Genomic DNA, 22091 nt, shown 5'->3' with positions numbered 1-22091 from the left:
GCTCCGGCCTCTGCTCTGACACGGATTATTACGTTCTGTCAGCGAACCTTTACATGAGACCGGTTCTATTCGACTTCCCTTGCGCTTATTACGACGGCCGATGCGCTGTCATCGTCGAGGACTGTGATGAATCAATCAAAACTCAAACAGAACTGGATCTGGATTTTATTTTTCCTGATCCTGATCCCCGTTGGCTTGCTGGCCTGGAAGACTCAGCAACAATGGATGCCTGCTGTGAATGGCATGGCGGAAAACGGAAAATCAAAATCGGAATCAGGCGAGCATGGATCGGAAGAGGATCATCATGACCACGATCACGCGGGGCATGAGGAATCGACCTCTCTGGAACTGACTCCCCAGGCACGCAAGAATATCGGCCTGACAGAGGATAAAGTCATTCCGGTGAAGCTGCAGGCGTTCACACGCACGCTGACCATTCCTGCAATCGTCGTTGAGATGCCCGGTAAAACCCGCGTGAAAGTCGTGGCACCAATGACCGGAATCATCACCAATGTCAACGTGATCGCTGGTGAAGCAGTCCAGCCCGGTCGGGAACTTTTCAAGATCCGCCTGACCCATGAAGACCTGGTGCAGGCCCAGACCGACTTCCTCAAGACGCTGGGGGAACTCGATGTCGAGGACAAGGAAATCGCCCGCATCAAGGAAATTACGGATAAAGGTGTTATCGCCGGTAAGGTCCTGCTGGAACGCGAGTATGCCAAAGAAAAGCTGGAAGCAATTCTGAAAGCCCAGCGGGAGGCACTGCTGTTGCACGGTTTCTCAGAAGGTCAGGTCGATCAGATTCGAGACAGCCGTCGGCTGATTAAAGAACATCAGGTGTATGCCCCCCAGTTGCACGATCAGTCGGGGGAAGTCCAACTGCCTAACATGGGAATTCAACGTATCTCGGCACCCGCACCCGGTTCGCAGGGAACGGTCAATGCCCGCCACAAATCCATCTTCATTGTGCAGTCGCTGAACATCAGCAAAGGTGACTTCGTCCAGGCAGGCGATACGCTGTGTGTCCTGGCCGACTACAGTGACCTGTATCTCAAAGGGCAGGCGTTTGAACAGGAAGCCGATGAATTAACGCGTTGCCTGGAAAATGGCTGGTCCGTCGAAGCGATTCAGGAAATCAATAATAAAAACAAAGAGCTGATTAAAAACCTGCAGATCGATTACCTGGACAACCAGATCGAAACCGATGCACGCATCTTTTCGGTCTATGTCGATCTGCCGAATACAATTGAGCATGAAAACGTACGCTCGGATGGAGAACGTTTCATCACCTGGCGTTTCAAGCCGGGACAGAGGATGCAGTTGCGGATTCCGGTCGAAACCTGGAAGAAGCAGATTGTCGTGCCCGTGGAAGCAATCGCGACCGAAGGGGCAGAGAGCTTTGTTTTCCAGGAGAACGGCGATCACTTTGATCGGCGTCCAGTGCACGTCCTGTATAAGGATCAGCTCTGGGCCGTCATTCAAAACGATGGTGCGATTTTCCCCGGAGACAAAATTGCACTCACGGGAGCACATCAGATGCAGATGGCTTTGAAAAACAAAGCCGGTGGTGCGGTCGATCCCCACGCGGGACACAACCACTGATCGTCTTATAGACCATTCTGAAGCTCTAGTGCATCCCTTGAACGTGACTCCCGGTACGGAAGAATCCAATGCTCAATGCAATTATACGTTTTTCACTGAAACAGCGGCACCTGACGCTGGCCTTCTCCCTGTTCCTGATCGGATTCGGAACATGGCAGGCACTGAATATGGCCATCGATGTGTTTCCCAACCTCAACCGCCCGCGGGTGGTCGTGATGACGGAAGCACCCGGCATGGCCCCCGAAGAAGTCGAATCACTGATTACCTTTCCCCTGGAAACCACCCTCAACGGTGCTACCGGTGTGCAGGCCGTGAGAAGTTCCTCCGGCGTGGGTATCTCGGTGATCTATGTCGAATTCGAATGGGGCACCGATATCTACAACGACCGGCAGGTCGTCAACGAACGTCTGCAACTGGTCACCGATCGTCTGCCTGAAGGCATCAAACCACAGTTGGCGCCGATCTCCTCCATCATGGGGCAGATCATGATGCTCGGGATGTGGAGTGAAGACGATGAAACTTCGCCCCTGGAAGTCCGGACCCTGGCGGACTGGGTAGTTCGTCAGCGACTGTTGACCATTCCCGGTGTCTCCCAGGTGTTTACGATGGGGGGCGGACGCAAGCAGTTCCAGGTCCTCGTCAATCCAGAAGCCCTGATCAAATACGGGATCACGCTGCACGATGTGCGGGAGGCCTGCCAGGAGAGTAACCTGAATACGACCGGGGGCTACCTGGACGAACAGGGGCCCAACGAATTTCTGGTACGAGCACTGGGCCGGATCCAGACGCTGGACGATCTGAAGAAAGTCGTCGTGACCCGCCAGGAAGGACGCCCGATTGTGCTCTCCCAGGTGGCCCGGGTAACCGAAGGTGCCCAGGTGAAACGGGGGGACAGTTCCGCATTCGTCAAGCAGGAGGACGGCACCTTTGCCGGTGGACCGGCGGTGGTGCTGACCGTCAATAAACAACCTAATGCCGACACGCGACGGGTGACCAACGATGTGCTCCAGGCACTGGAAGAGCTCAAGCCTTCTCTTCCCAAAGACATTCGAATTCAGCCGGAACTCTACTCTCAGAAATCATTCATCGACCGTTCCATTGAGAATGTGATCGAAGCCCTGCGGGACGGGGGCATTCTGGTGGTGATTATTCTGTTTCTGTTCCTGATGAACTTCCGCACGACGTTTATCACCCTCACTGCGATTCCCTTATCGATTGCCATCACGGCGATTATTTTCGCTGTCTTCGGATTATCAATTAATACGATGACGCTGGGAGGCCTGGCAGTGGCCATCGGCGAACTCGTGGATGACGCGATCGTGGATGTGGAGAATATTTTCCGCCGGTTACAGGAGAACCGCTATCGCGAGAATCCCAAGCCGACATTGCTGGTCGTCTTTCAGGCCAGCTGTGAAATCCGGAATTCCATTGTCTTTGGAACCGTGATTGTTGTGCTGGTGTTCTTGCCTCTGTTCGCGTTGTCCGGGATGGAAGGTCGCCTGTTTACACCCTTGGGTGTGGCCTATATCGTGTCGATCCTGTCATCACTGCTGGTTTCTCTGACGCTGACTCCCGTGCTGTCTTACTGGCTGCTCGGTAAAAAATTCGGTTCGCCCGTTCAGAAATCGGACAAAGAAACTGAAAGTGAGCACTCTCACAAGGATGGACCGCTGCTTCGTCTCTTGAAATGGGGCGCTGGAATGGTCATCGGCTTCAGTATTCGATTTGCCAAACCTCTGCTGATGCTGGGAATAATCAGTGTGCTGATCGCGGGTCTGTTCCTGATACAGCTCGAACAGGATTTCCTGCCCCCCTTTAACGAAGGGGTTGCGCAGTTGAACGTGGTTCTACCTCCGGGAACCTCTCTGAAGAAATCGAATGAAATCGCCAGAACGGTGATGGATCAATTAAAGAAGATCAAAGGTGTGGCTGCCTTTTCCCGTCGCACCGGCCGGGCGGAACTCGACGAACATGCCGAAGGGGTGAACGTCTCGGAATACATTATCTCGTTTGATCCGGAGTCAGGACGGGGACGCGAAGCCGTACTCGAAGAGATCCGGCACTCGATGGAGTCGATTCCCGGAATTGTGATCTCCGTGGAACAACCGCTGGCGCACCTGATCTCCCACATGATTTCCGGCGTGAAAGCCCAGGTCGGAATTAAAATATATGGCGAGGATCTGACCGTACTGCGGACGACAGCGCAAAAGCTGGGAGCCGCGATGCGCTCAGTACCCGGCGTGACCGACGTACTGGTTGAGCCTCAGGTGGAAATTCCGCAACTCCAGATCAAACTCAACCGGGATAAATTGAAACTGTATGGACTGACGCCCGCGTATGTAAATGAATATGTGCAGACCGCCATGAACGGCATGGTGGTTTCCCAGGTATTGCAGGGGCAAAGGACTTTTGATCTGTTGATCCGCATGGACGAGCAGTACCGCGAAGACCGGGAGACGTTGAAACGGCTTTCGATCAATCTGCCTGGCGGCGGTACAACGCCACTGTCCTCGGTCGCAGAGATTACGGAATCGTCCGGTCCCAACACGATCAACCGGGAAAAGGTCCAGAAACGGATCATCGTACAATGTAACGTGTCCGGTCGTGGCCTGGTCGACGTGGTACAGGACATTCAGGCGAAACAGAAGCCGATTATTCAGAAGCTCCCCGCAGGCTATTTTGTGGAATACAGCGGGCAGTTTGAGAATCAGCAGACAGCCTCGAGACTGATTTCGATCCTGTTTGTGGTTTCGATGCTGGGTGTCTTCCTGGTGCTGTTTACGATGTTCCATTCCGTTAATTTCTCTTTGCAGGTGATGTCGGCACTGCCGATGGCCTTCATCGGTTCGGTGATCGCGCTGGTTATCACGGGCCAGACCCTGACCATCGCAGCCATGGTCGGTTTTATTTCATTGGGCGGGATTGCCTCCCGTAACGGAATTCTACTGCTCAACCATTATCTGCACCTGGTGAAATACGAAGGCGAAAGCTGGACACGCGAAATGATTATCCGGGCAGGTCAGGAGCGCCTGGCACCGGTCCTGATGACGGCGTTAACCTCGGGGATCGGACTGGTTCCCCTGGCGATGGCGCAGGGAGAAGCAGGAAAGGAAATTCTGTACCCGGTCGCGACGGTGATCATCGGTGGGCTGCTCAGCAGTACGATTCTGGAATTTTTCATCCGTCCTGCTCTGTTCTGGAGTTTTGGACGCGAGGCGGGAGCACGGATTGTCGAACGGGGGACAGAAGAAATCCCCCTGCTGGAAGAAAGCGAAGAACAGATGGCTGCGACCACACATTAAAAACAAGATGTAAAACGCTAATCGAATCTGAAAAATGTAACTTAATCAATTAACTGAAAAGGATTGTAAAATGAAATTTCGCAAAGCGAACTGGCTGACTGTATTGTGCTGTGTACTCGGACTGGCCCTGGTGGGATGTCAGAATCAAAGTGATCAGAACACCAAGACGTTCGACGAAACGGCGCATGAAGATAAAGAGATGGACGACCACGATCATGGGCACGAACATCCTTCCGAAGGCCCCCATCATGGCTCGTTGATCGAACTCGGAAAAGAAGCCTATCATGGCGAACTGGTTCACGACGAAAAGAGTGGTGCGATCACGGTCTATATTCTGGATGGTGCCGCGAAAAAGAATGTTCCGATTAAGGCAGAAAGCATTCTTGTGAATGTCAAGCATGATGGCAAAGGGTCACAGTTCACACTGACCGCTTCCCCCGAAGAATCCGATCCCCAGGGGGAATCGTCACGGTTCGTACTGAAAGAGAAAGCCCTGGGCGATCTGCTGCACGAGAAAGATACCACGGCTCGTCTGGTTCTCGAGATCGACGGCAAATCGTACACGGGAGAAATCTCTGCTCACGATCATGACCACGAACATGAGCATGGTGAGAAACACGCTCATTGATCGAATTCGTGAAAACTGAACAGGTGACGCCGTGTCAGGTTGCTGACGCGGCGTTTTTTCGGTTCCCAATAACAAGTTTAGAATCGGGGGACTTTGTCCTGTTTTAGAAACCCCGTTTCAACAGCCGATATCTGAATAGTTAGACATTTCGGGAGGGGCCGTGGTATACTACTCATAACAGATCTCTGATTTGAGGAGTGTGCTCCACCTCACAAGTAGATCAGACTCCATTTTAATGGTATCGGGAATGAAGCAGAAATCGTCGCTTAAGCAGGCCGAAACAGGTTCACGACGTGAGTTTCTCAAGCTGGGGCTGGGAGGCCTGTCGTTACCGGCGCTCTACCAGCTACAGGCGGCTCAGGCAGCGAATGCAGGAGCACCAGCCGGTAGTAAAGAACGAACTGCCATCATTCTGGTCTGGTGCCGTGGTGGTGTGAGTCATCTGGATACATTCGATCCTAAGCCGGAAGCCCCCTCCGATTATCGTGGTCCCTATTCTCCGATCGCGACAAAAACCGAAGGCCTGTATTTGAGCGAACTGCTCCCCCGTTGTGCACAAATCTCCGACAAATTCACCGTCTTGCGGTCCATCACCCATACCGGCGGCGGTCATCCTGCTGGATCATTGCAGGTTCTGGGAGGCGATCCCGATCGCGTCGATAAACGCAAACCCAAGCTGCCCGACTGGATGTCGGTCGCCAACTTTCTCCGCCGGGATCCGAATAAAGTGTTGCCCAATTATGTGGGCGTGAATGCGATAACAAACTACGACAGCTTCCAGATTGCCGGCCCCACCTACCTGGGACCCGGAGCCGGCCCATTCCAGATTCAGGGGGATCCCAGCAAACCTGAATTCAAGGTTCCCAACATTGGTCTGTCAGACGCCCAGCAGTCGGAACGACTGGCGAAGCGAATCAGTCTGCGACAGCAGTTTGACCAGCTGCGTCGAGACCTCGACCTGGAAGGAGCCATGCAGGCCATGGATCAGTTCGAAGCCCAGGCAACGAACCTGCTGACCAGCAAGCAGGCGGCCCAGGCATTCGATCTGACACAGGAACCTCAACACATTCGTGACCGGTACGGAATGCATCAATGGGGACAACAGTGTCTGATGGCGCGTCGCCTGGTGGAAGCGGGCGTGGAAATTATCACAACCGAGCTTTCCGGGCCTCTGTGCGGACGCGTTTCCAACTGGGACGACCATGCGGTCAATCACCACGTGTTCGATGCGATCAAGTATCGGGCGCCATTCTTCGACCAGGCCGTAACTGCTCTGATTGAAGACATCTATGCACGTGGACTCGATAAACGGGTACTCGTGATTGTCGGGGGAGAATTCGGTCGAACCCCGCGCATCTCCTATTCGAAAAGTACCGGGGGCGGCATCGGCAGTGGCAGTGCCGGTACGACACAACCCGGTCGCGATCACTGGCCCAACGCGAATTCAATGCTCTTTGCCGGCGGAAATATTCAGACTGGCCAGATCATTGGTGCCACTGATGCCAAAGGGGAAGGACCGATTGCCCGCGCCGTCGGACCTCACGATTTCCTGGCGACCATCTATTCGCACCTGGGAATCGATTATGCGAATACCTTCCTGCCCGATTTCTCCGGTCGTCCTACGCCGATCGTCATGCACGGCCAGGCGATTCCGGAACTGGCGGGGCGTGCCTGATCTCAGGTAACTCGCGGTGACGCGGCAGCGGTAATGTACAGACCAATAGAAAACAGCCATCCAGGTGGATCACACCGGGAGGGCTGTTTTGCGTACTGCTTAAAAGATTTATTTACCTTTGATTGCGTACAGCTTATCGAACGAACGCAGGTAAATGATTCCGTCACTGATGGCGGGAGTTGAATAGAAAGCGCCGGGCAACTGGTTCTCGGCAATCACTTCTCCCGTCTTAGCATCGATGACCGTGCACAACCCTTCAATGCTCAGGAAGTAGACCTTGTTGTCTCCACCAACCAGAGCCGAGAAGTACTGGCCGTTCACCCGCTTTTTCCAGACAGGTTCCCCATCGCTGAGGTTCAGGCAGGTCGCCACACCATTCTGGCTGACCATATACAGTTTGTCATTCATGATCAGGGGCGTGGATGCATCGGGGGTAGCTGTATCAAACTTCCAGAGCAGGCCCGACTTGCTGATGTCGCCGGTGCCACCCTGCTTGAAGGCTTTGATGTAACCTAGACCGCCTCCACCGGGGTTACCGGAAGTCGCGATGATCATCTCTTTGTTCGCAACCGGTGCTGCGATGATTCGGCCGAAGGGGCTCGGAATTTCCAGGCCGCCGGCAATCCACAGCTGTTTGCCCGTCGCGGGATCATAGGCATTCACATGATCGGAACCGGAAACCAGCAGTTCCGTCTGATCGCCGCGCTGAAAAATAGTCGGTGTCGAGTAAGCGTCTGCACCGTCCTTCTCTGCGGGTAGTTTGCGGTTGGCTTTCCAGACCTCTTTGCCGGTTTCTTTATCGAAAGCGACGACATACGAGGGGCCCTTGGTCATGCAGGTGACGATCAGCAGGTTGTTCCACAGGCGGGGAGTGGAACCCATACCAAAGGTGATGTCGTACGCACCGTAGTCTTTGACCATATCCTTCTGCCAGACGATTCCCCCGGAAGCGGCATCGACGCAGACCAGCAACCCGGAACCAAAGAATGCCCAGATATTTTCTTCATCAGACATCGGGGTTGGCGTCGCGGCATTGTGGCGATGTTCCCAGAGATTGCGGGGACCCGGTGCAGCGAGTTCCCCGGTGCCGACTTTGACTTTCAGCAACTGCTGACCTGTCTTTCGGTCAAAGGAGAGAATCCAGAGTCCGTTATCGGGGGTTTTGGTCGTCAGGTCGACCCGTTTCGCTGTGATCGCCGGTGAAGAGTTCGCACGACCGGGAAGATCGACAGACCAGAGTAGACCCTCCTGAGCCGACCACTTTGTCGGAAGGTTCGTTTCGGAAGAGACTCCACTGCCATCGGCACCACGAAACTGAGGCCAGGTCTCCGCGTGAGTCTCTGCGGTCGATAAAAACAAACCGCAGCAGACGGTAAGTAACAACAAGGGTGTGAATCGCATCAAACAAACTCCAAAAGGGGGTGAAGGTATTAGCGCGCTACCTGGAATGTCAGGTGGATAATTATTCCTCACGTGGGGGGCGTGTCATCAGGGTCTGGGTGGCATCTTCGGGTGACTTGCCTTCAAACAGCACCCGATAGATCTCGGTTGTGATGGGCATTTCCAGCCCTCTCTGTTCTGCTAGATTATAAACGCTGCGAGTTGTGTTGACACCCTCCGCGACCGCTTCCATGCTGCTGAGAATCTCTTGCAGCGTCTCGCCGCGGCCGAGCCGTTCTCCCAGACTCCGGTTGCGTCCAAAGGGGCTCATGCAGGTCGTGATCAGGTCGCCAACACCAGCCAGTCCTGAAAATGTAGATGGTTCAGCACCAAAAGAGGCTCCGAACAGGGTCATCTCCACCAGTCCGCGTGTCATGATGGCCGACTTGGCGTTGTCGCCATATTTGCCGCCATCGCAAATCCCGGCTGCAATCGCGATTACATTTTTGAGTGCCCCGGCCAGTTCGACACCGATGATGTCCAGATTCGTATAGACCCGGAAGCGATCTGTACTGAAAAGCTGCTGCGTCTCGCGAGCGAGATCGAGCTCCCCGCTGGCAGCCACGACACTGGCCGGCAGACGGCGGGCGATTTCTTCCGCATGGCTGGGCCCTCCCAATGCCACAACGGGCCGCGGTCCCAGCACATCGGTAATGATTTCGCTGGGGCGATAGAAAGTCTCTCTCTCAATCCCCTTGATCACACTGACGACCGGCGTTTCCCCTTTGAGGTGTGGCTTCAGTGTGGTCAGCGCCTGTCTGACAAATTCAGTGGGAATTGCAATGACCAGAAAATCGGCATCTTTCACCGCAGCATCGACGTCTGAAGTCACATGCACCGCGTCAGGCAGCTTGACTCCCGGCAGCAGTCTGCGGTTTTCCCGATGGACGTTGATATCTTCAGCGACTTCCGGCTTACGGACCCACATGGAGACCGCTGTCTCCGGGCTTTCTGTGAGCAATGATGCACAGGCGGTCGCCATCCCGCCTCCACCCAGAATTGCCACTTTGGTTGTCATAGCTTGGTTGTCTTTCATTAGTGAGTGTGAAAAATCGGGAATCGGTTCTTCTGCAGGCAACGCCTCCTATTGTCTGCTGCATGACAGGCAGAATACCTACGACCCGGATACCTGTAATATAACGAGAAATGCTGCATAAGCCAAAGAAGGCGGCAGAAACCGCCGATCCAGTTTATGACAGGAATATTTCGGGCCGAGATTGACTCCCCAGCATCCTGCATAACTCGATTGTGCTGCATTTCTCCCACGATCCCTCTGATCGGAACAGCAGGCATCTTCCGCAGCAAGTCACAGAATTAACCGTTGCAGATCACAGTATTTCGCAGCTTACCGGGAAATCCATACTAGGTTTTACCTGGTAAGTTTTAAAATGAGGAGCAATCTTATGAACCAGGTTACCGAGCAACAGGCTGTCACTTTTCAGGATCGTCGTCAGAATCGTGGGGAACAGCGTCCCGATGGTGGCGTCGAACGTCGGCAGTTCAGCAATTCCTACAACTCTGAAAATGAAGACGTCAACGAACTGGCTGAGGCAATCGACCAGTACAAGCTGCGTCACCGTCGTCGGTTTATCACCTTCGAAGAACTGCACTCCGTCGTGACCGGTCTGGGTTACCACAAGTAAACCTGGAAATCCCCGTTGCTCCGGGGAATCGACTGGATCTGCTAAGTCATCCCTGTCATTCGAACCGCCAGTCAGTATCCCACGCGATATCTGGCTGGCCGGTATGCGAAGCGCTTCTTCGCGGCTCTCTGTCTTCACGCATGTTCTCCACACCGAAAACTGCATCGAAGCTGCTTAATTCTTTGAGCCTCAGCAGTTTCCGCTGAAAACTGCCCATTCTTCCTTTCAAAAAAAGTCGCAAAATTTGAGGAAAATTTTATTTTTTTCCTCAAGTATGCTGCTGCGAGTCTGCAGATTGATGTTGACCTGATTCGACGATTCTGGAAAACTCCCCCCACTGTACCACCCCCGAGTCATTAGAGCTGTGCAACACAGTGTGGCCGGCTCTCCCTTCAGAAAAAGAGCGTTTCTGCTCGAAACCTGATTTACCTTCATATTCACAGGTCGAACATTGAAAACTACTCTTCTTTGTCTAGCCATTGTTTTCACAGCGGGTCTGAATGCGCAGGCCACTGAACTGACCACAATTTATAGACCAGCGTCGGATTTCGATGATGTGATTCGTGCGCAAAGTCCGACTCCCACCTACGAGGAATCGATTCCCTATGGAACAACACCACCAGCAGGGGGAGGCTATCCGCCAGCTGGGGGAGGCTACACCGTACCGGACGGACAACCCTTCGATCCAAATATGGGAGCCGGGAACCTCTACGGCGCACCGTCTCCCGGGCCCGGATACGATCCGTTCCTGACACCTGGCGCTGGTGGTATTGTCGATCCCTATGCAGGTTCGCCCATGCCCGGTTATACGACTGGATTGAATGGTCCTCAGCCGTTTCGTTTTGGCTGGAGTTCCAGTCTGACCTTTGGTCTGATCCCCAAAGTTCGCACTTACGCGCAACCAGGCGGTGCAGATGGTGGTAATTTTGGTGTCTTCGAAACCGATGTCGACCTGAAATATTCAACTCCCCTGCGGAGTGGCTGGATCTTTTCTGCAGCTCCCGAATTTGATTATCGGGGCTGGGATGGTCCTCAGTTTATCTCGCTGCCTGGTGCCGGCTATCGCTTTGGGAGTGACCTGGCATTATCGACGCCGGCCAACGGTCTCTGGAGTGTTCAACTCGGTTTCACGCCCGCCCTGGCTTCCGACTTCGGCAAAAGCCTGAGCTCGCATGCCTGGCAGTTTGATGCCCGAGTCGTGCTGTTCTATCGTCCTTCTCAAACCTGGATGTTTGCCGTCGGTGCCGCTTACTGGGACCGGTTGGGTGATTACATTATTCCTTATGCTGGTGTTGTCTGGACCCCGAATGATCTCTGGGAAATCCGGGCCATGTTCCCCAAATCACGCGTCAGTCGCTTCCTGGGTAATGTCGGCGATAAGAGCGTCTGGCTGTATGGTACCTTCGAATACGATATCGAGTCCTTCGAAGTCGAACGAACCGGTATCGCCAACCGTGACCAGGTGGAATTCCAGGATTATGCTCTGATGCTCGGTTTGCGAGGCGAAGGCGCCTGCATGTCAATGTTCCTCGAGGCTGGTGGTGTATTCCGTCGTCGTGCTTACTTCGGGTCCGGTGGTGGATTTGATACCAAAGACGGCTTCATGGCCCGCTTCGGCTTCCAGTTCTAATTCAGATCTGTGCCTCAGCGAATAACAGGCTGTGATGGAATTAAAATAAAACACGGAGCGGTTTGGCTGATGTCTTTCCGCTCTTTTTTTATAGTTAAAGGAATTTGAAGTGAGCGCTCCTGCTGCTGTGATCCTGGCCGCTGGTAAAAGTACCCGGATGAAATCTGAACTTCCCAAGGTCCTGCACCCGATTCTGGGGCGTCCCATGATTGAATATGTGCTGGACGCCGCCCGCTCAGCCGGCTGCGAAAAAATTGTGGTCATCGTGGGGCACAAAGCAGAAGAGGTCAAAGCAGCGCTGTCCCACCATCCGGATGTGGAGTTTGCTCTGCAGGCCGACCAGAAGGGGACGGGACATGCCGTGATGATGAGCGCCGATAATCTGACCGAACATGACGGACCGGTTCTCGTACTCGCGGGAGATACACCACTGTTGAAAGGGAGCTCACTCTCGCGTCTGCTGGAAGTTCAGCAACAGCAGAATGCTGCCTGCGTAGTAGGGACTGCGATCACCGAAGCCAACGAAGGTCTTGGGCGGATCGTGCGCGATACGAACGGCAGTTTCCTGCGGATCGTAGAACAGAAAGACGCGACTCCGGAAGAAGCCGCGATTCTTGAAATCAACACGGGCTGTTTTGCATTCGATGGCAGACAGTTATTCAAAGCTCTGAATCAGGTCAGACCGAATAACAATCAGGCCGAATACTATCTGACCGACTGTGCAGAAATTCTGCTCAAGGACGGGGAAACGGTCCTGGCGGAAACCGCTTTCAATATCCAGGAAGCACTGGGCGTCAATACCCAGGAACAACTGGCCGAGGTCGCAGACATTCTGCAACAGGAAACGGCGTAATAATCGCTCCGGTTTCCATGGAATCCTCAGCCGTTAATGCCAGTAAAAAATGTGCAAAGCAAGGCATTTGGGCAGTTTCGCATGAAATCGAAAGCTCATGCTTGACATCTTTCTCTGGATAAGCGTGAATAGAGAAACGGACCGGGCAGAACTGTCTGGCTCTCGCAGATCTGAATCCCGCTACCCCAGGTATTGCACTACTGCAGGCTTTTTTTTCAATGTATGACCACCTCACACTTCTCAGTGGACGAGCTCATCCCAAACTGGCCGGAGAAATTGCAGAATATCTCGGCATTCGACTGGCCTCAGTCGAATTATCGAATTTTCCGGATGGGGAAATCAGCCTGAAACTCAATCAGAACGTGCGGGGACGCGATGTTTTTATCGTGCAGCCCACTTCACCGCCGGTCAATGATAACCTGATGGAACTGTTGATCCTGATGGATGCCTGTCGACGTGCGAGTGCAGAGCGGATCACCGCGGTCATTCCTTACTTTGGCTATGCCCGCCAGGACCGGAAAGACTCGGGACGGGTTCCGATTACCTCCAAACTGGTCGCCAACCTCATCAACGAAGCAGGCGCGGATCGCGTTCTGGCGATGGACCTGCATGCGGCTCAGATCCAGGGTTTCTTTGATACCCCTGTGGATCACCTGTATGCGGCTCCGATTCTCGATCGCTATTTCCGCAGCCTGAATATTCCCGATAAGGATCTGGTGGTCGTCAGTCCCGATGAAGGCAGTATCAAGCGGACGCTGCAGCACAATAATAATATCGGGGGCACGCTGGCGATCGTAGATAAACGCCGCAAGAACGCCCTGGAAACACAGCAGGCCAATATTATCGGTGGTCCGATCGAAGGCAAAATCGCCCTGTTGTTTGACGATATGATCTCCACGGCCGGTTCGATTGTCGGAGCCGTGAATGTGGTTAAAGAACATGGTGCCAAGGAAATTTACGTTGGTGCTTCCCATGCTGTCTTCTGTGGACCGGCAATTAAGTCTCTCAGCGAAGCTCCGATCAAAGAGATTGTGGTGACCAACAGTCTGCCGATTCCCGATCAGGACAAGCTTTCGAATTTGCGTACCATTTCGATTGCACCCCTGCTGGGAGAAGCCATTCGCCGCATTCACCGCAATGAATCGGTCAGCCACCTGTTCGACTGAGAGACGTCTGGGAGTCATAGTGTCTGAGTGGAATACGAGGTTCTGATGGCGCTTCACGAACAGGACCGCGAAGATCTGATGCGGGAAGCGATCGCCCTCTATCCCCGGGCGGAATTCCAGGTACCTCAGGAAGCAGAACCCGTTTTCTGGGGACAGAAACGGAGTGGGCAGTTTTCGTTTTACTTCGGCGGCGATCCTGTCTATCAGTTCGATCAACAGGGACATCTGAGACGCGCCTATCTCAATGGGCACCTCTATCGGACCCAGGGGAACACACTGGCCCGCCTGACTAAGGTGAGAACGGCTGACGCTTCCACACTCAAGCGTTATGATCTGACGCAGGCAGAACTCGAGGAAGTACTGCATAGAATGGCGGACCGTTTTACCAGGCTGCAGACAGAGCTTGCAGACCCGGACCGGTTTCCGTTAACCGAGTACCTGGCGGATTCAACAGAAGAGGAACTGCGCGAGCAGATTCAGGCACAGATTGCACTCGTGTTGCAGGGAGCGACTCAACTGGCTCCCCGTATTCGCGGTAAACGTTGAAGCAGGGCACACATAAAATTTCAGAGAAAACAGGTTCCGATGCAAAAACTGATCATTGGTTGCGGATATGTAGGGCGGGAAGTGGCTCGTCGATGGCTGGAAGCGGGGCACGATGTGGCTGCACTCACGCGCTCGGAAGCAAACGCACAGCAGTTTTCCGATCTGGGAATTCAGCCCGTCCTGGGAGAGATCACAAGTCCGGAAACCCTGCAGGGCCTCCCCGAGTCGGAAACCGTTTTGTATGCGGTAGGCTTTGATCGATCCGCGAGCCATTCTCGACGCGAAGTTTACGTCGAAGGTCTCGCGCATGCCCTGTCGGTGATTAAAGAGCGTACACAGCAGATCATTTATCTCTCCAGTACCAGTGTCTATGGTCAGACGGCGGGGGAGTGGGTCGACGAGACTTCGGCATGCGAACCGGAGCGGGAGAACGGGCAGATCTGTCTGGAGGCAGAACAGTTGTTCGCGCAGCAGGGACTGCTCGGAGAAGCAGCTGTCGAGGGAAACGCGCGGGCTGTAATTCTCAGACTGGCAGGGATTTATGGTCCCGGGAGACTGCTGGCCCGCATGGAACAGATCAAAGCGGGAGAACCACTGGCGGGCAGACCTGATGCCTGGCTGAATCTGATTCATCTGGATGACATCGTCCAGACAATTCTCCGCTGTGATGGAGACTCGCAGCTCGCTTCACATTATCTGGTGAGTGACAGTCGTCCCGTAACGCGTCAGGAATATTACGAAACCCTGGCTCAACTAATCGAAGCACCTCAGCCCCGGTTTGCGACAGGAGAAGCGGCGGATGTGAAGTCAAAATCGACCCGCCCTAACAGCACTGAACGTGCTGCTGGTGTTAATAAACGTTGTGATAACAAAAGGTTACGCGAAGAGCTGGGAGTGGAGTTGCAGTATCCCAGTATCTGGGAAGGGCTCTCTCAGGCGATTAAAAATACCTGAGACCGAGCAGGATCTAACGCCCCTCACTTTAGCTTTGGCGAGCGAACGTGTATGCTGTGTGGGTGTAGACGGTCTGTCGCAGATCCTGATCCGTCCGTATCAGAAGCCTTTCCTAGTTCATAGTTTATCGCATGTCCGACACTTACCAGGTTCAACCAGTTTCCGGTCCGCTCAACGGGACTGTCAGACCACCCGGTTCCAAGAGCATCACTAATCGCGCGTTAATTGTCGCTGCCCTGGCAGAGGGGCAGACTGAACTGACCGGCGTCCTGGACAGTCGCGATACCCAGGTGATGATCGAAAGCCTGAACCGACTGGGAATTAACGTCGATCACGATCCGGAAAATTGCACAGTCGTCGTTAAAGGCTGCGGGGGCCAGATACCCGCCAGCGAAGCGTCACTCTGGCTGGAAAACAGTGGCACCAGTATTCGATTTCTGACCGCACTCTGCTCGGTAGGGCAGGGGGAATTTCAGCTGGACGGTAACGCACGCATGCGGCAACGACCGATTCAGGATCTGATTGACGCTCTGGCACAACTGGGAGTCGATGTTTCCTGTGAATCCGAGACGGGTTGTCCGCCGGTCCGGGTAAAAGCCCGAGGATTGTTGGGTGGAGAAACGGCGATTGCCGGTAATGTCTCCAGTCAGTATCTGAGTGCTCTGCTGATGGTGGCGCCAGCCGCACTGGGACCCACAACAATTACCATTCAGGGCGAGATGGTTTCAAGGCCCTACCTGGATATCACCCTCGGTGTCATGGCGCAATTCGGTGTGACCATCGATCGGGTGCAGAACGATGTCTGGAGAATCCTGCCGCAAACTTATCAGCGACCCGGCGCCTATGATATTGAGCCGGATGCTTCCGCTGCGAGCTACTTTTTTGCAGCAGCTGCGATCACAGGCGGTTCAGTCACCGTGGATGGACTCAACCAGGATGCCCTGCAGGGTGATATTAACTTCATCCGCGTTCTGGAAGACATGGGCTGTAACATCAAGCGGGACCGTAACAGCATTACGGTACACGGGAAACCTTTAAAGGGCATCGATGTTGATATGAATGAAATCAGCGATACCGCCCAGACGCTGGCAGCGGTAGCTCTGTTTGCTGAGGGACCAACGTGTATTCGCAACGTTGCTCATATCCGTCATAAGGAAACAGACCGTCTGTCTGCCATCGCGACCGAACTCAAACGCATGGGGATTCAAGTCGAAGAAACAGATGATTCCGTGACCATTCATCCCGGTGAGATTCAGCCGGCGGTGATTGAGACCTACGACGACCATCGGATGGCGATGAGCTTTGCCCTGGTAGGGTTGAAGGTGCCCGGTATTCAGATTGCAGATCCCGGCTGTACTGCGAAAACATATCCCCGGTTTTTTGACGACCTGGAACGGTTGTGTGGTCAGACGTCGTGAAGAAAAAAAACGTCTGGGAAGATCAATCAAAGTCCCGTCCGGCGGATGAGCTTGCGCTACCGCAATATTTTCGTTCGGCCCGGCAACTCGCCTTTTTTCTGCTGGAAGCGTATCGCACGGAGGATCAGTTTGTCGCTGATTCCCTGCAACAGTGGAGTCGACGGATCGATCTGTCGCAGCAGGACCGTCGCCTGGCAATGGAAATCAGCATTGGCGTGATCCGCCGCCAGTTGACACTGGACACACTGATTGAAAGCCAGCTCACACGCCCTCGCGAAAAGGTTGAGCCGGCACTCTGGACACTGCTCAGAACCGGCGTCTATCAGTTGGTGATGCTCGATCAGATCCCCGATCATGCTGCTGTATCCGAAACCGTCGAACTGGCCGGCAAGGTTGGCAGGGAACGCTGGAAGAAACTGGTGAATGCCATCCTGAGATCAGTGGGCAGACTGCTGACCACAGACGAAGTCACAGAGCCCCAGGCGAATGCAGTCCCGCTTAGCGCACAGCGGTTTCGCTGTCTGACAACGGATCTGTTTCCAGATCCGAAAGTCGATCAGGCAGGGTATTTTTCGCGGGCATTCAGCTATCCGCAGTCGGTGATGACAGACTGGTTGTCGCGATATGACAGCCAGCAGGTTCAGTCCATCGCGCAATGGTTCAACCAGCGCAATACCCTTTACCTGCGTACGAATCTGCTGCAGAACAGTCGGGATGAACTCTTGAACGAACTGCAGTCTGCAGGAATCGCAGTCAGCCCGGGAGCAGAGCCGCAATCAATTCGTCTGGAAAATGCGGTTCCGCTTGAGTCACTGGTCGGCTTCGATGCCGGTAAGTTTACCATCCAGGATGAATCGGCGATGGCGGCCGGCAACCTGCTTAGTCCACAACCGGAGGAAACGGTCTGGGATCTGTGTGCAGCACCCGGAACGAAAACCACACATCTTGCAGAGCTGATGTTCAATCGGGGTACGATCGTCGCTACCGATGTCTCTCCGGACCGGCTCGAAAAAATCGAACAGAATGCATCACGACTGGGGCTGACCTGCATCCAGACTCAGTTGATCAACACCAGGGGAGCCACACTGCCTGAAGAACAGTTCGATGCCATTCTGGTTGATGCTCCCTGTTCGAACTCTGGCGTGCTGGGGAAACGCCCTGAGGCCCGCTGGCGGCTGGATGAGCACTCTCTCCAGGAACTCCAGAAGATTCAGCAGGACTTACTGCAAACAGCACTCAGACAGCTCAAGCCGGAAGGGCGGCTCGTGTATTCCACCTGCTCTTTTGACCCACGGGAGAATGGTGAGTTGTTGAAAACAGTGTTAAACCAATTCCCGGAACGACAGATCGTCCAGGAGAACCTGCACCTGCCGGGAGCACCCAGCGATGGGGGATATCAGGCCCTCGTACGCTGATTTGGCCAGAATTGGTGAACTTGTGTATCTTTTGTGGTGTCGGGAAGAGGCCTGAGGTACATAACTACAGCCGGATAAGGGGCTAAACAGGCCTTGATGGTTGCCGTTTGGCAGGTCAGACTGTAAGATTCGAATTTGTGAAATTTGGCAACAGGTTCTGTGAAAAAGCCCGTTGTACGCTTCCATCTGCGCGCCAGCTGCAATAAAGGAACTTAGTGTGAGTGTCGACGAATTAATTGACGTAAAAGGTGTATTTAACAGCACTGAGAGTGTAGGCTACTCGGATGTCGAGCAATTGAAAAGAATTGTTTGCTCTGATCAGGTTTCAGAGCTCAACAGTGAAGTACAGTCGCTCGTCAAACGCATTGCAGACGGAGAAAGTTCTTCGGCACTGTGTGCCCGGGTCGGCATCGCCCTGCATCTGCTGGGTAAGCATCGTCAGGCTGTAATCGAACTGGAAAAAGTCACGGATAACGCAACCGCTGCTTTTTTCCATGCCGTCTCGCTGATCGCTCTCAAACGTTATGACGATGCAGATCAACAGCTGGAAGCTGCTGCCAAGCTGGGTTATGACTCGATCGAATGCTCGCTGCGGCGTGCAGAAACCCGTCGTCTGGTTAACAAGTTGGATGAAGCAGAATCGCTGCTCTCTTCCATCGCCAAAGATGCCGCTGGTCGTGCTGAGTACTCATTCCAGATGGGTTGCATTCGGTCCGATCGTGGCGACCTGTATGGCGCAATTGAATACTTCGAACGTGCCGTCGACATGGATCCCCGTCATTCACGGGCTATCTTCCGTCTCGCCGGAGAAAACGCATCACGTGGAAACGACGAAGATGCGATTCGCCTGTATGAGCAGTCTCTTTCCAGCCCGCCGTTCTACCTGGGCGCGATCCTGAACCTGGGTCTGCTCTATGAAGACATGGAAAACTATCCGGCTGCCGCCTTTTGTTTCCGCCGGATTCTGGAAGCGGATCCGTCTAACGAAATGGCCGCGATGTACCTCAAGGACATCGAAGCAGCCGACAACATGTACTACGATGAAGAGACTGCCCGCAACGAAGCCCGCATGAAGCAGCTGCTGGATCGTCCAGTCACCGACTTCGAACTGTCCGTCCGCAGTCGCAACTGTCTGCATGCGATGGACATTCACACGCTGGGTGATCTGACGCGCGTCAGCGAAAACGATCTGCTGGCCGGTAAGAACTTCGGTCAGACCTCACTGGACGAAATTCGCGAGATGCTGTCTTCCTTCGGTCTGCACATCGGTCAGAACCTGCACGAGGCTCTGGGACAGGATGGCGGCTATGCTGCTCTGCCTCCGGAACTCGCAGACAACCCGGTTACCGAAAAGCCGATCTCCGATCTGGGGCTTTCCGTGCGTTCGCGAAAATGTATGTCGCGTCTCGGTATCGGCACCATTGGTGAGCTGCTGCGTCGCAGCCCGGACGAGCTGCTGGCCAGCCGGAACTTCGGTGTGACCTCGCTGAACGAAATTCGCGAGAAGCTGACCGAGATGAACCTCAAGCTGCGTAACGACTAGTGAAATAAAAAGATCCCGTTTTTCTGAAAGAGAACTCTTGTCAGATTTGCGGAGATCCAATAAACTCCGTTCGCCAGGTTCATCACTGGTCTCCAGCGGTGAACCTGAGTTGGGCTACTGTGTCTGAATTGACAGAAACTCATTACCCGGTAGTGTAATGGTAGCACAACAGATTTTGATTCTGTTAGTCAAGGTTCGAGCCCTTGCCGGGTAATATTCATAAAAAAACGCATTCCATTTTGTGGAATGCGTTTTTTTTGTTTCTTGATGCGAGAGCGAAGGATCACATCCGCTCGCAGGTTCTGATCCCCAGGAGGGACAGGCCATTCTGGACGACCCGGGCGGTCAAATCAGAGAGCAGCAGTCGGCTCGTTCTGACAGCCTCATCTTCAGCTTTTAACACAGGGCAGACATCATAGAAGGTACTGAAGAGGTCTGCCAGTTCGTAGAGGTAATTGGTCAGGTAGTTGGGCCGTGCTTCCGCGGCAACACTTTCCAGGATCTCAGAGTACCGATTGATTTTCATCGCCAGGGCGATTTCGGTAGGTTCGACCAGGTTGAGAGACTGCTGATGTGTCCGCAGTTCATCTCTGTCAATCCCTCCCTTGCGGAAGATGCCATTCACTCGGGCATAAGCGTACTGCATGTAGGTGGCCGTATCACCCTGCTTGGCTAGCATTTTGTCCAAGTCGAAGATATAGTCGCTGTCCCGGTTGTGTTTCAGGTCGGCGTATTTGATGCCTCCCAACCCCACAACTTCAGCGACATCCCATCTCTCGGCTTCATCCAGTTCCGGGCCATTCGGTTTGGCATCGTCATTCTGGGATACGATCTGGTAAGCACTCTCGATAGCTTCGTCCAACAGGCTTTCCAGGCCGACCGTATCGCCCGATCGGGTTTTATAAGGTCGTTTGTTTTTGCCCAGCACGGTTCCGAAGCTGACGTGTTGCAGTTCCAGATTGGAGTAGCCCCATTCCTTGACTGTGGCGAACAGCAGTTGAAAGTGTTCGCTCTGTCGGGAATCAACCACGTACAGGACTCGATCTGCTTTGAGCTCCTCTGCCCGGTACTTGATCGTTGCCAGGTCGGTTGTGGCGTAGGTGAAGGCACCATCCTGTTTCTGTACAATGAAGGGAGCCTCTTTGCCTTCGATGAAAACACAGATTGCTCCCTGGCTCTCAGTTGCCAGACCTTTGGCTTTCAGGTCCGCGACCACATCCGCCAGCATGGGCTGGTAATAGCTTTCCCCCAATGCCATGTCAAAGTGGATGTCAAGCCGATCGTAGACACCCTGAATGGCATCCAGACACTGCGGGAGAAACTGTTTCCACAGGTCGTTGTTCTCAGCATCACCGGCATGGAGTTTCGCGGTTTCTTCTCGCGCCAGTCGGGCGATATCCGGAAAGGCGACCGCCTTGCTGTGCAGGTCTTCATTGGCTTCCAGCTGGCTGAGGCTTTCCTGCAGTGAACTGAGGGCTTTTTGTTTGTCATCCAGTTCGGCTTTGAGTTTTTTAAGCTGTTTCTGTACCTTTTTGTCGGTCTGGTCTGCAGTCCCTTCGAGTGTCTGCAGCTTTTCCGTCAGCTGCTCGATTTCCTGTTCCTTCTGCGGAAGAGAGTTTTTAGAAGCGTGGTAATCAGACAACTGGTTGACCAGCCGGTAAAGTCGTGCCAGCTCGGTAACCGGGGCTTCCTGGAAGGCTGCCTGGTTCAGAAAATGCTTGTAGCCAAAAATGATCATCCCGAACTGGGTACCCCAGTCCCCGATGTGGTTATCGCCTACGACATCGTGCCCCAGAAATTTCAGGACCCGATAGTTGGCATCGCCGATCACGGTACTTCGCAGGTGACCGACGTGCATCGGTTTGGCAACATTCGGCGCGGAGAAGTCGACGACGACCTTCTGGGGGGCTTCTACAGCCACGACACCTAATCGTTCGTCCTGAACCAGCTGCATTGTCTGTTCCTGAAGCCAGTCCTGCTTGAGCTTGATGTTGATAAAACCCGGGCCGGCAATTTCCAGTGGTTCACAGAAATCAGACAGGTCCACCTTTTCGATGATTTGCGCGGCCAGGTCCCGCGGTTTCAGGTCGGGAATTCTGGCTGCCAGCGGCATCGCGAAGTTCGCCTGGTAGTCCCCGAATTTGGGGTCCTGTGAGGCTTTGAGCATGTCGATGACCGAAGAGGGATTGTCGGTCCATTCAGTTAATACAGGTTCAAACCGGCTTCTCAGTTCGGCGAGGATATTCATGTTTCTCGTTCCGCTCGGAGCGGGGGCG

Annotated in this window: 16 protein-coding genes and 1 tRNA gene; 14 read left to right on the top strand and 3 right to left on the bottom strand. The window is 53.9% G+C overall.

Annotated elements, in window-relative coordinates; genetic code table 11:
- The first annotated feature begins 126 nt into the window (after positions 1–126).
- The 4 genes from FYZ48_RS07920 to FYZ48_RS07905 all read left to right on the top strand — a co-directional run bounded on the left by FYZ48_RS07920 (position 127) and on the right by FYZ48_RS07905 (position 7207).
- A complete protein-coding gene (locus tag FYZ48_RS07920) occupies positions 127–1602 on the top strand; it encodes an efflux RND transporter periplasmic adaptor subunit (protein ID WP_149339145.1) in 1476 nt (491 codons plus the stop codon).
- Positions 1603–1670: 68 nt separating this feature from the next.
- Positions 1671–4904, top strand: a complete 3234-nt coding sequence (locus FYZ48_RS07915) for an efflux RND transporter permease subunit (RefSeq protein ID WP_149339143.1) — start codon at positions 1671–1673, stop codon at positions 4902–4904.
- Between the two features lie 70 nt (positions 4905–4974).
- A complete protein-coding gene (locus FYZ48_RS07910) occupies positions 4975–5532 on the top strand; it encodes a hypothetical protein (protein WP_149339142.1) in 558 nt (185 codons plus the stop codon).
- Positions 5533–5779: 247 nt separating this feature from the next.
- Positions 5780–7207: a DUF1501 domain-containing protein gene (locus FYZ48_RS07905; protein WP_149339141.1), complete on the top strand. Its 1428-nt coding sequence runs from the start codon at positions 5780–5782 to the stop codon at positions 7205–7207.
- Between the two features lie 108 nt (positions 7208–7315).
- Here FYZ48_RS07905 and FYZ48_RS07900 read toward each other — a convergent pair whose 3' ends face one another.
- Together FYZ48_RS07900 and FYZ48_RS07895 are read right to left on the bottom strand one after the other, a co-directional pair.
- Positions 7316–8608 (bottom strand): outer membrane protein assembly factor BamB family protein, encoded by a 1293-nt coding sequence (locus FYZ48_RS07900; protein WP_149339140.1) that lies wholly within the window; start codon positions 8606–8608, stop codon positions 7316–7318.
- A 61-nt stretch (positions 8609–8669) separates the two neighbouring features.
- Complete coding sequence (locus tag FYZ48_RS07895; RefSeq protein WP_187781921.1) at positions 8670–9665, bottom strand: NAD(P)H-dependent glycerol-3-phosphate dehydrogenase; 996 nt, start codon at positions 9663–9665, stop codon at positions 8670–8672.
- Positions 9666–10050: 385 nt separating this feature from the next.
- Here FYZ48_RS07895 and FYZ48_RS07890 point away from each other — a divergent pair, with 385 nt between their 5' ends.
- From FYZ48_RS07890 to FYZ48_RS07845, 10 genes are all read left to right on the top strand, one after another.
- Positions 10051–10290: a hypothetical protein gene (locus FYZ48_RS07890; RefSeq protein ID WP_145042431.1), complete on the top strand. Its 240-nt coding sequence runs from the start codon at positions 10051–10053 to the stop codon at positions 10288–10290.
- Positions 10291–10846: 556 nt separating this feature from the next.
- On the top strand, positions 10847–11920 hold the full coding sequence (locus tag FYZ48_RS07885) for a hypothetical protein (RefSeq protein ID WP_149339135.1): 1074 nt from the start codon (positions 10847–10849) through the stop codon (positions 11918–11920).
- Positions 11921–12029: 109 nt separating this feature from the next.
- The gene (locus FYZ48_RS07880; protein ID WP_149339132.1) at positions 12030–12773 is read left to right on the top strand and encodes an NTP transferase domain-containing protein; all 744 of its coding nucleotides are present in this window, start codon (positions 12030–12032) and stop codon (positions 12771–12773) included.
- Between the two features lie 218 nt (positions 12774–12991).
- Complete coding sequence (locus tag FYZ48_RS07875) at positions 12992–13939, top strand: ribose-phosphate diphosphokinase (protein ID WP_145042428.1); 948 nt, start codon at positions 12992–12994, stop codon at positions 13937–13939.
- 45 nt (positions 13940–13984) lie between these two features.
- Positions 13985–14485: a hypothetical protein gene (locus FYZ48_RS07870; RefSeq protein ID WP_149339130.1), complete on the top strand. Its 501-nt coding sequence runs from the start codon at positions 13985–13987 to the stop codon at positions 14483–14485.
- A 39-nt stretch (positions 14486–14524) separates the two neighbouring features.
- Complete coding sequence (locus FYZ48_RS07865) at positions 14525–15439, top strand: SDR family oxidoreductase (RefSeq protein ID WP_149339128.1); 915 nt, start codon at positions 14525–14527, stop codon at positions 15437–15439.
- A 131-nt stretch (positions 15440–15570) separates the two neighbouring features.
- A complete protein-coding gene (aroA, locus tag FYZ48_RS07860; RefSeq protein ID WP_149339126.1) occupies positions 15571–16857 on the top strand; it encodes a 3-phosphoshikimate 1-carboxyvinyltransferase in 1287 nt (428 codons plus the stop codon).
- Positions 16839–18272 (top strand): 16S rRNA (cytosine(967)-C(5))-methyltransferase RsmB, encoded by a 1434-nt coding sequence (gene rsmB, locus FYZ48_RS07855; RefSeq protein ID WP_149339124.1) that lies wholly within the window; start codon positions 16839–16841, stop codon positions 18270–18272. Before aroA ends, rsmB begins: the two co-directional genes overlap by 19 nt.
- A 217-nt stretch (positions 18273–18489) precedes the next feature.
- On the top strand, positions 18490–19815 hold the full coding sequence (locus FYZ48_RS07850) for a DNA-directed RNA polymerase subunit alpha C-terminal domain-containing protein (protein ID WP_242022480.1): 1326 nt from the start codon (positions 18490–18492) through the stop codon (positions 19813–19815).
- 143 nt (positions 19816–19958) lie between these two features.
- Positions 19959–20029 (top strand) — tRNA-Gln (locus tag FYZ48_RS07845).
- A 69-nt stretch (positions 20030–20098) separates the two neighbouring features.
- On the opposite strand, the gene argS is transcribed toward FYZ48_RS07845, so the two are convergent.
- Entirely contained in the window at positions 20099–22063 is a 1965-nt protein-coding gene (gene argS / locus FYZ48_RS07840; RefSeq protein ID WP_149339121.1) for an arginine--tRNA ligase, read from the bottom strand.
- Positions 22064–22091: the final 28 nt, after the last annotated feature.

This window comes from Gimesia chilikensis (genome assembly GCF_008329715.1).
Taxonomy (GTDB): Bacteria; Planctomycetota; Planctomycetia; order Planctomycetales; family Planctomycetaceae; genus Gimesia; species Gimesia chilikensis.
The sequence above is the reverse complement of the archived record's forward strand: the minus strand, read 5'-3'. Positions and strand labels throughout refer to the sequence as shown.